Genomic DNA, 10,375 nt, shown 5'->3' on the forward strand with positions numbered 1-10,375 from the left:
ACTGCGTGTCAGCCTGCTGCAGCGCAGTGAACGGCTGATGAACCGCCAACTGGATACCACCGCCGCCAAATTGCTGGAAGCCACCCTGCAGGAACGAGGCATGACCTTTCATACCGGCGTGACGCTGACCGGCCTGCAAGATGACGGCCAGGGCCAGGTCTGTGCCGTAACGCTGGCCGACGGGCGCCAGCTGCCCGCCGATCACGTCATCATGGCGGCGGGGGTTTGCCCCAACAGCGCCCTTGGCCAGCAGGCGGGGCTGGCCTGCGAGCGGGCCATCCTCGTCGATGGCCACCTGACCACTTCCGACCCGCACATCTTTGCGCTGGGCGAGTGCTGCCAGTTCGAACAGCACACGTACGGGCTGGTGGAACCGATCTGGCGGCAGGTCGAGGTTCTGGCCGCCGTACTGTGCGGCGAAACGCCAGCCCATTATGCAGAAGCCCCCACGGCCACCAAGCTCAAGGTCAGCGGCGTGCAGCTCTACGCGTTCGGGCCCACCGAGGCGGAACCACACCACGACACGCTGCACTACCTGGACCCTGAAAACGGCGACTACTGCCGCCTGCTGATGCATCAGGGACGCCTGGAGGGCGCCATTCTATACGGTGATACCCGGCACGGGCCCTGGTACTTCGAACAGGCGCTGGCCGCCACCGATCTCACTGCGTGCCGCCATCTGCTGCTGTTTGGCGCAGCGGATGCCCAGGCCGTGCTGGCATCCCACGCATCTTCCCCATTCTCACACCGCGAGGCGGCTTAGCCATGTCTACTCAACATCCCAAACAGAAACTGATCATCGTCGGTAATGGCATGGTCGGTCACCATGTCGTCGAGCAGCTCGTCGACAGCGGTGCGCTGGCCACTTTCGAGGTGACGATCTTTGGCGAAGAGCGCCACCGTGCCTACGACCGGGTTCACCTTTCCGAGTACTTCAGCGGCCGTGATGCGCAGTCTCTTGCCCTGTGTGACGCCGATTATTACGCCACTCACGGCATTACCTTGCGCAGTGGCGAAGCCGTCAACGCCATTGACCGCGAGCAGCAAACGGTGCGCACCGCCCAGGGCGCCTACCCTTATGACCAGCTGATCCTGGCCACCGGCTCGTTTCCCTTCGTCCCCCCCATTCCCGGCAACGATCAGCCCGGCTGCCTGGTCTACCGTACCCTGGATGATCTGGACGCCATTCGCGCCGCCGCCCAGGACGCCACCAATGGCGTAGTGGTGGGCGGCGGCCTGCTGGGCCTGGAAGCCGCCAACGCGCTGCGCGGCCTGAATCTGGACACCGCCGTGGTGGAGTTTGCGCCCCGCCTGATGCCCATGCAGGTCGATAGCGAAGGCGGCGAGCTGCTGCGCGAAAAAATCGAGGCACTGGGGGTTCAGGTACTCACCGAACGGGCCACGCAGCGCATCGAGCCCGGCGACACCAGCCGCCTGCGCATGGTGTTTCAGGATGACAAGGTGCTGGAAACCGACCTCATCGTCTTCTCGGCCGGTATTCGCCCCCAGGATACGCTGGCCCGTGAGTGCGGCCTGCGTATCGGGGAGCGCGGCGGCGTGGTGATCGATGACCAGTGCCGCACCAGCGACCCCAACATTCTCGCCGTTGGTGAGGTGGCGCTGTGGAACCAGAGTATTTTTGGCCTCGTGGCGCCGGGCTACCAAATGGCCAAAACGGCGGTCTCGACGCTGACAGGCGGGGACGCCTGCTTTAGTGGTGCCGACATGAGCACCAAGCTCAAGCTGTTGGGTGTGGATGTCGGCTCTATCGGCGATGCCCACGGCACCCAGACCCCGGGAGCCCGCATGTTCCGCTACCTGGACCCCCTCACCCAGGTCTACCGCAAGCTGGTGGTCAGCAGCGATGGCAAGAAACTGCTGGGGGCGATGCTGGTAGGCGATAACAGCGTGTACGACACCCTGCTGCAGTATTACGCCAACGGCATCCCGCTGCCCAAAGAGCCCGCTGCGCTGATTCTGCCTCAGCAAAGCGGCGCTGCCCCGGCGCTGGGCCCGGATGCGCTGCCGGAAACGGCGATGATCTGCTCTTGCCATAACGTCACCAAAGGCCGTATTTGCAGCGCCATCGACGAGGGTGCCAGCGACCTGGCCAGCGTGAAAGGGGCCACCAAGGCCAGCACGGGCTGTGGCGGCTGCACTTCCCTGCTGAAAAGTGTCGTGGACCACGAGCTGACCGCCCGCGGTGTCGAGGTAGACACCTCGATCTGCGAACACTTCGCCCACACGCGCCAGGAGCTTTACGACCTCGTGCGCGTGGAAGGCATCAAGACGTTCAGCGAGCTGATGGCAAGGCACGGTAACGCCGATACCCACGGGCTGGGCTGCGACATATGCAAACCCGCCGTAGCGTCGATCCTCGCGTCCTGCTTCAACGAACCGATTACCGATGCCGCCCACGTGCCGCTGCAGGACACCAACGACACCTTCATGGCCAATATGCAGAAAAACGGCACCTACTCGGTGGTGCCACGCATTGCGGGCGGGGAAATCACGCCTGACAAGCTGGTGGTATTGGGTCAAGTGGCCCAGAAATATCAGCTCTACACCAAAATCACCGGCGGCCAACGTATCGACCTGTTCGGCGCCCGGCTGGAGGATCTGCCCGCCATCTGGGGTGAACTGATCGAAGCAGGGTTCGAGACCGGCCACGCGTACGGCAAATCCCTGCGAACCGTGAAGTCTTGCGTGGGCAGCACCTGGTGCCGCTACGGCGTTCAGGACAGCGTCGGCATGGCGATTCAGCTGGAGAACCGCTACAAGGGCCTACGCGCGCCGCACAAGATCAAGTTCGGCGTCTCCGGCTGCACCCGGGAGTGTGCGGAAGCCCAGAGCAAGGACATCGGTATCATCGCCACCGAGAACGGCTGGAACCTCTACGTGTGCGGCAATGGCGGCATGCGCCCACGTCACGCGGAACTCTTCGCCACGGACCTGGATGACGAACAGCTCTACCGCACCATCGACCGCTTGCTGATGTTCTACGTCCGCACAGCTGACCGCTTGCAGCGCACTTCGGTATGGCGTGAAAACCTGGAGGGCGGGCTGGACTACCTGAAAGACGTGATTCTGGAAGACAGCCTCGGCATCGGTGCTGAGCTGGAGCGCCAGATGCAGCACGTGGTGGACAGCTACCAGTGCGAGTGGGCCAACGCCATCAGCGACCCGGAAAAGCTCAAGCGCTTCCGCAGTTTCGTCAACGACCAGCGTCCCGACCCGTCGATCATCATGACTTCCGAGCGTGGCCAGCTGCGCCCCGTATAACTTCGCCCATCCGCCACGAGAATCGCCATGACCGCGACTGCACAGCACACAATGTCCAGTACAGACCCCATGCCGAGTACAGACACCAGCACTGATATAAGCACCACTGCCAGCGCGAATACCTGGCAGCCCTTGTGCACCAGGGCCGACCTGGTCGCTTTTTCAGGCGTGGCCGCCTGGCTGGATACGCCGGAAGGCCCCGCCCAGGTGGCGCTTTTCTACGTACCTGGCCACGAGCACGAACTCTACGCCCTGGACCACCGCGACCCCTTCTCAGGCGCCTATGTCATCGCCCGAGGTATCGTCGGCGACCTGCAGGGCAAGCCCGTCGTGGCCTCCCCGCTGTATAAACAGCACTTCCGCCTAGAGGATGGCCTGTGCGTGGAAGATGACACCATCAGGCTGCGTACCTGGCAGGTACGCTTCCAAGGGGAGGAGGTGTGGATAAAGGGGTAAGGTGAGCCACACGCTTCACCAACGGCGGCAAAACACCTGGCAATCCCGAGGGCTGCCCAATACGGTCGAGTAAGCCGTCAAACGCTGTTCCGCACGGAAACCCGCCTTCTCCAGCACCCGCCTGGAGGCAGCGTTTTCTTCTGCCACGATGGCTTCCAGGCGGGTGATGCCATACAGGCAGCGGGCATCCTCGATCAGGCGGTGGAGCGCTTTATGGGCAAGCCCCTGACCGCAGGCCGCTTGCGCAATGCGATACCCGACGCGGGCTTGGCCGTTGTCGATATCACGCAGATTGGCCCGGCCTACGATCCTGCCGCGCCAACGGACGATCAAGGGGCTCATCCGCCGCTGAGCATGGAGCGCCAGACACTCGACGATGTGCTGAGCCACGCCTTGCGGCGTGTAAAAGCGCTCTGGACGCGCTTCGATATGCTGCTCGAACCAGACGCGCTCGGCTAGCTCGAAATGCAGCAAGTCGATTGCATCTTCTGGGGTGAGCAGATCAAAGGCCACGTCATGGGCATGTTGCATGAGTATCACCTTCCCTGGGGGCGTACGGGCAATTCCGCAAGAAATCGCTGACATTGCCGGCCAACCTGTTGCTATGCTTGCCAGCCTCTTGATTAGGTAGGCATGGGAGCCATCAGTTCATGAAAACAGAAGCCTCGACCCTGGCTTTTTCCGCCTTCATGGCCCTCTTGATCGGCTGTGCGGGCATCATCGCCACGCTGGCCTCGAATTCTCAAGCCATTCTGTTGGACGGCCTGTTCAACCTTATCTACTTTAGCGTAGCGCTGGTGACCATCAAGGTCAGTAAACTCGCCAGCCGTCCGGATAGCGAGTCGTACCCGTTCGGCTACAGCTACTTCGAGTCATTGGTTAATCTTTGCAAAGGTTTGCTGATTCTGGGCGTTTCCATCTTTGCCTTGGTCGATGCGGTGGCAGCACTGCTGACCGGGGGACGCGCCATTTCAGCAGGGCTGGCAGTTCTGTATGCCCTGTTTGCCACCGCGGCGTGCTCTTTGACGGCCTGGGTCATGCACCGCAGTCAAAAGCGTGTCAGCAGCCCGCTGGTGGCCGCCGACAAGCTCAACTGGGTGGTCAACAGCGTGATTTCAGGCGCCGTATTGGCTGCCTTTTGCCTGGTTCTGGTATTTGACCACCTGGGTTGGCAAACCCTGCTCCCGTATGTGGATTCGGTACTGGTCATTGCCGTTGTGGTGCTTTGCCTAGGCGTGCCGGTACGCATGGCCTCACAAGCGCTGGCCGAGCTACTAAACAAGACACCCGAGGAAAGCGTTGCTGCCCCCGTGCGCCAGGCGGTGGCCCGTGGCCTGGCAGACGTGGATACCGAGGAGGTTCGCGTGCGGATGGTACGCCCAGGTCGATTGCTGTACGTGATCGTGCACGTGGTGCTGCCAGAGCACCTGCCCAACCTGTCCTTGAAAACGCAGGACGCCCTGCGCCAACGCATCGACCAGGAGGTGCGTCGGCACTACTCCCCGGTGGTCTGCGATGTGGTCTTTACTTCCGATCACCGCTGGGCGGCGCCCTCCTGCGGCATGCTGATAGAAAAAGCGCGTTGAAGCACATCGCGAATACGGCCCAGGGTATCCACCAGCAATACTTCTTCATGCGGTGCTCCTTCCTTGAACCCAAAAAAGTTAAACATTAGCGTTATCATCGGTTCAGCCTGGAAGACCCTGGTAGAGGCAGCAACAATAGTTAGCAAGCAAAGTTAGTGATCAAAACGTTCACGCATTCGTAACGCTTACTTCGAGCGTCAGGCGGGTGACAAACTCCTCGATCAAGGCCACTACCGTGGATTCTGCTTCACGATGGGGAACGTGGCCGACGCCTGGCAGGATGTCACAGTGGGCTGGGCCGTGGGTGTAGCGCGCAATGCGTTCTGGCTGGCGGTGGGAGCCATATTCGTCTCGCTCGCCGTGCAGTACCAGGGTCGGGCACAGCACGCGCTCGAGTGCGGGCACCAGCGTCCACTCTGCAAAGTCGGGGTGCAGCCATGTGTCGATCCAGGCATCGAGCACCCAGCGCGCGTTGTCGCCATGGTACCTGGCTAGCTTGGCAAACTGGTCGGGCTGTTGAAACGCTTCCTTGGCCGCTTCGATACCCTGACGAGTGCGCGGTTCGTTGAACGCCTGCGCGGCGATCGTGATCAAGCCTCGGCAACGCTCCGGCTGTTGGCCTGCACAGTGAACGGCCATGCAGCCTCCTACGCTGTGCCCTAGGGCGATGAAGTGGGTAATTGCCAGCGCCTCCAGCAGTGCTGCAACCGCTTGCCGGTATTCGTCCTCGATGAAGGTATGGGGCGGTTTCGCCAATCGAGCGTCAGAACGCCCGAAACCCGCACGGTCGTAGGCAACGACTGGGTGCTGCGTGGCCTGGCAAAGGGCGGCGGGAAAGCTGCGCCATAGTTCCACACAGCCAAGCGAGTCGTGAAACAGCAGAATCGGCACCGCCGAGCGTGCATGGCGCGGCTGCCAGGTGCGGGTAAACAGACGACCGCTGGGGGTATCTACCCAGCGGTCATGAACGGTCACTGCATCCGAGTGTGAGGTCATGGCATGGCTCTTTGTGTTGTCAGTGTTGTGTGAGCTGCTGACAACATAGCATGCCACTGCCGTGCTAGCGCTTCAGGAAATTGCTTTTGACCAGATGCACCACATCATCCATCCGTCCGCTCAACACCGCCTTGGCCGAGTACAGCGCGGTCGAGGCGACCTGCCCTGCTTCTACCTTGGGCGGCATGACCAGCTCCATGGGGTTGACCACTACGTCCAGCAGCGCGGGGCCAGGTTGAGCCAGCCACTGGCTGATGGCCACGTCCAGCTCCGACTGCTGCTCTACCCGGCGCCCCCACAGCCCCATGGCCTTGGCTACTTCTCCAAAGTCGGGGTTCTGCAGCTCTGTGTAGCTATCCAACAGCCCCTCCACTTTCTGCTCCAGCTCCACGAAGCTCAGGGAGCTGTTGTTGTACACCACGATCTTGAGCGGGATTCGTTGCTGGACTAGGGTGAGTAAATCGCCCATGAGCATCGTCAGGCCACCATCGCCACACATGGCAATCACCTGGCGATGGGGGTAGGCCAACTGAATCCCCAAGGCCTGCGGGTAAGCGTTCGCCATGGTGCCATGCTGAAGGCTGGAGTGGGTGCGGCGGCCCTCCAGGGCACGGATATGGCGCAGCATCCACACGTTGACACTGCCGGTGTCTGCGGTCAGCACGGCGTTGTCGGCCGCGTGCCGGTCGATGGCCAGGGTCAGCTCTTGTGGGTGGATCGTATCGTTATCCCTGGTTTGATGAGCCGACTTTTCCAGCGACTTGGCATAACGCTTGCGGCATTTTTCCAGCCACCGGGTGTGCGTATTGGGTTGCACCACCTGGCACAGCGCTTCACAGGTGTCCCGAGTGCTGCCGACGATGCCCACATCCACCGGGTAACGTTTGCCTATCTGGGCGGGGTCCACATCTACCTGAAGAATACAGGCGCGCTCCGGGTAGAACTGGCTGAAGGCAAAATTGCATCCCAGCAGCAACAGCGTGTCGCACTCCGCGACGGCATGGTAGCCACCTTCCAGACCATATACGCCGGTCATGCCTACCTGATGAGGGTTATCGTACTCCATGAAGTCCTTGGCACGAGAGGTCCAGGCAATCGGCGCCTGGAGCTTTTCTGCCAGCGCCATGACCTGCTCGCGGGCGTCTTCACAGCCTGCGCCTGCAAAGATGGTGATATTGCCCCCCTTGTTGAGCTGCTCGACGGCGGGCACCAGCGCCTCGGCACTCGGGCGCACGGAGTAGCTGAAACGGTGGGTACGGTAGCCCAGGGTGCTATCGGGCGTTTGCGTCATGATATCGCCGGGCACGATCAACACCGCCACCCCGCGCTTGGTAAGGGCGGCCTGGGCAGCCAAGGCAGCCATGCGGCGCGCCTGCTCCGGCGATACCACGGTTTCACAAAACACGCTGTACTGCTGAAAAATGGCGCTCTGATCGACTTCCTGAGGAAACTGGCTGCCGGTTTCACCCAGTGATATCTGCGAGGCAATCAATACCACGGGGGAGCCATTACGGTGGGCATCGAACAGGCCATTGACAAAGTGCAGGCTGCCAGGCCCACAGGAACCGGCACATAGCGCCAGCTCCTGAGTAATATAAGCCTCTCCTCCTGCTGCAAAGCCGCCCGTTTCCTCATGGCGAACGCCTATCCATTCGATATCGCTCTGCCGGAGGGCATCGGTAAAGTGATTCAGCGTATCCCCTACCACGCCATAACAACGTTTGGCACCGGCGTCTTGCAGTGTTTCGACAATGATTTCAGCTACATTTGCGCTCATTTGCGACTCCTTTCGCGACGATGACATTTAGGCACTCCTTTAAGCCTAGCTGCTGTGACGCGGCTTTGCCGAATGGATGAACGCAAAGCAAATGCTGCATTGCAGCAAAAGACGTCTATAATGAATAGGCGGTATCCCAAGAGGAGTACGCAATGACACTATCAACGGATCTAACGAACGAGGATACGGAAGTAGTCAACTTCTGGTGCCAATACGCACAGTGGCAGCAGGCCGCCAATGAAGCCGTCAGTGCTTATGTCGATCAGCGGCAGTCCGATCAGTAGCACGCGGCCGCCCGACTTTTCTGTATTTCTCTCCCTCCTTTAGACGAAAAGATAACACCCCAAGCCGACATGACCTGTCGGCTTCTTTTTCTATGAAAACCTTTTCCATTCAGTCAAATAGGAGCATTTCAGACTGACATGTAAGCAATCGCTTACGGGCTATGGCAAAACACCTACACCCTTTGGACTAGCCAGCTCGTTCAAAAGCGAATAATATTCATATCACAGCTAACTTGCTGCAACGCACAACGCAGGCTGTGTATAACAAAAACGACTCATTAACCTCTGCTCCAGGAGTAAGTGCCATGCCGACTACCCGTAGCCAAGCCAACCCCGATGTCATGGAAGTATGGGCAACCCGCGCACTGCAACAGCGTGCCGCCTTCGATGCCCTGGCCGACTATATGCGCCAGCAATAACCCTTGCCATACGGCTCCCCAAAACGCTCCGCCAGTGCGTATATATAGATACGTCACGCAGGAGCGTTTTCTTTTACCGCACTTCCCTTTTTCTCATTACCAGCACGTTGCCCGTGACACCTCTTTATTCATTTTGAACCTCTGATCGTCAGGTTCATTGACCTGTTATGAATTCGCACAGAGCACAATAAAGATGGCTTTGGGTAGAGACACATCAAAAATTCATTTAACATTACCTCGCTTTAAACAGCAGTAAGCATTATGCAAACTGGAATAGTCATATAAAAGAAGGAACGACAGGCCACCATGTCGGATCAGCAAATGCAGCAAATCGGCGATCAAACGATTGCGCAATTGGATGCTGAAAACCAGGTGGCTCCTGGCGATAGTGAGTACGCGCAGCGTTTGGCTAATCTCACTCAAGGTTGGGAAACCGTCGATGGCAGCACGCTGGAATATGACGTTTACTTGCGTGATGAAATCAACGCCTTTGCGGTGCCCAACGGCGCTATCCGGCTTTACAGCGGTTTGATGGATGAAATGAGCGACGAAGAAGTACAGTACGTGATTGCTCATGAAATTGGCCATGTGGTGCTCGGCCACTCCAGGCGCGCCTTTCAAGTCGCCTATGCCGCCTCAGCCGCGCGTGAAGCAGCTGCCGCAAGCGGCAGCACCACCGCAGCGGCACTCTCCAGTTCCGAGCTGGGTGCGCTGGGTGAGAAACTCGTCAATGCTCAGTTCTCCCAGCGCCAGGAAAACGAAGCCGATGACTTCGCCCTGGAACTCATGCGCCGCCACGACCTGAATACAGAAGCCTCCGTTTCAGCGCTGCGCAAGCTCGAGGCCAAGTATGGCAATAGCCGTAGCGTCTTCTCCAGCCACCCCGCTGCCGGTGATCGCGCCGACCGCCTGGAAGCCCAGCTCTAATGTAGCTTGGCCACGAGACGCGGCAAATTTGATCGTTACTGGGCAGCCTATGCCTGGTAACGATCATGGAGGCCTAGTTCTGGCTCAATCCTTCGGTTGTTGCGCTTCGAGTTCGGCCAGATAGCGCTCTTGCAAGATGTACATACGCTTTACATCGCGATATTTGCCATTGATGAAAAACTCCTGCACCAAATGCCCTTCTTCGATAAAACCGCTTTCCTCGTATAAGTGAATGGCCTTGACATTCTCTACCGCGACGATCAGATAGACCTTGTGCAAGTTCAATATGGTGAAAGAGTAGTGTAGCGCTTGCCGTATCAGCGAACGTGCGAACCCTTTGCCCTGATGCTCTGGCGTAATGATGATCTGAAACTCGGCGCTACGGTGGATGTAATCGATTTCGATCAACTCCACCAGGCCAATCGCACTACCACTACTGTCTTCGGCAACGAAACGGCGCTCTGCGTTATCGTGAATATGCTTGTTATAGAGCTCTTCCAGCTCATCGAAGGACTCGTAGGGCTCTTCGAACCAGTACGACATGATGCTCTGGTTATTATTCAACTCATGCACGAAACGCAGGTCGTTGCGCTCCAGCGCCCTTAGGGAACCGCTGATCAATTCGTCTCTGAGCGGCTAAAGCACTCT

Annotated in this window: 10 protein-coding genes; 6 read left to right on the forward strand and 4 right to left on the reverse strand. The window is 59.3% G+C overall.

Annotated features, from left to right (window positions below; translation table 11 throughout):
- From B7L71_RS10450 to nirD, 3 genes are all read left to right on the forward strand, one after another.
- A partial coding sequence (locus tag B7L71_RS10450; RefSeq protein WP_139790120.1) for an NAD(P)/FAD-dependent oxidoreductase occupies positions 1-763 on the forward strand: 763 nt, incomplete at its 5' end.
- 2 nt (positions 764-765) lie between these two features.
- Entirely contained in the window at positions 766-3,282 is a 2,517-nt protein-coding gene (gene nirB, locus B7L71_RS10455; RefSeq protein WP_081137780.1) for a nitrite reductase large subunit NirB, read from the forward strand.
- A 69-nt stretch (positions 3,283-3,351) separates the two neighbouring features.
- Positions 3,352-3,738, forward strand: coding sequence for a nitrite reductase small subunit NirD (nirD, locus tag B7L71_RS10460; protein WP_170919488.1), 387 nt, complete (start codon positions 3,352-3,354; stop codon positions 3,736-3,738).
- Positions 3,739-3,753: 15 nt separating this feature from the next.
- On the opposite strand, the gene B7L71_RS10465 is transcribed toward nirD, so the two are convergent.
- A complete protein-coding gene (locus tag B7L71_RS10465) occupies positions 3,754-4,269 on the reverse strand; it encodes a GNAT family N-acetyltransferase (protein ID WP_016914730.1) in 516 nt (171 codons plus the stop codon).
- Between the two features lie 119 nt (positions 4,270-4,388).
- Here B7L71_RS10465 and B7L71_RS10470 point away from each other — a divergent pair, with 119 nt between their 5' ends.
- A complete protein-coding gene (locus B7L71_RS10470; protein ID WP_081137784.1) occupies positions 4,389-5,324 on the forward strand; it encodes a cation diffusion facilitator family transporter in 936 nt (311 codons plus the stop codon).
- Positions 5,325-5,492: 168 nt separating this feature from the next.
- Here the strand turns inward: B7L71_RS10470 and B7L71_RS10475 are convergent, their stop codons facing one another.
- Both B7L71_RS10475 and B7L71_RS10480 read right to left on the reverse strand, forming a co-directional pair.
- The gene (locus B7L71_RS10475; RefSeq protein ID WP_081137786.1) at positions 5,493-6,320 is read right to left on the reverse strand and encodes an alpha/beta fold hydrolase; all 828 of its coding nucleotides are present in this window, start codon (positions 6,318-6,320) and stop codon (positions 5,493-5,495) included.
- Positions 6,321-6,384: 64 nt separating this feature from the next.
- Entirely contained in the window at positions 6,385-8,097 is a 1,713-nt protein-coding gene (locus tag B7L71_RS10480) for a thiamine pyrophosphate-dependent enzyme (RefSeq protein WP_081137788.1), read from the reverse strand.
- Positions 8,098-8,249: 152 nt separating this feature from the next.
- On the opposite strand from B7L71_RS10480, the gene B7L71_RS17885 reads away from it, so the two are divergent.
- Positions 8,250-8,381 (forward strand): hypothetical protein, encoded by a 132-nt coding sequence (locus B7L71_RS17885; protein WP_016914735.1) that lies wholly within the window; start codon positions 8,250-8,252, stop codon positions 8,379-8,381.
- Positions 8,382-9,106: 725 nt separating this feature from the next.
- Entirely contained in the window at positions 9,107-9,727 is a 621-nt protein-coding gene (locus tag B7L71_RS10485; protein ID WP_081137790.1) for a M48 family metalloprotease, read from the forward strand.
- A gap of 84 nt (positions 9,728-9,811) precedes the next feature.
- On the opposite strand, the gene speG is transcribed toward B7L71_RS10485, so the two are convergent.
- Positions 9,812-10,348: a spermidine N1-acetyltransferase gene (gene speG, locus B7L71_RS10490; protein ID WP_139790116.1), complete on the reverse strand. Its 537-nt coding sequence runs from the start codon at positions 10,346-10,348 to the stop codon at positions 9,812-9,814.
- Positions 10,349-10,375: the final 27 nt, after the last annotated feature.

The organism is Halomonas sp. BC2 (assembly GCF_002078115.1).
GTDB lineage: Bacteria > Pseudomonadota > Gammaproteobacteria > Pseudomonadales > Halomonadaceae > Vreelandella > Vreelandella stevensii.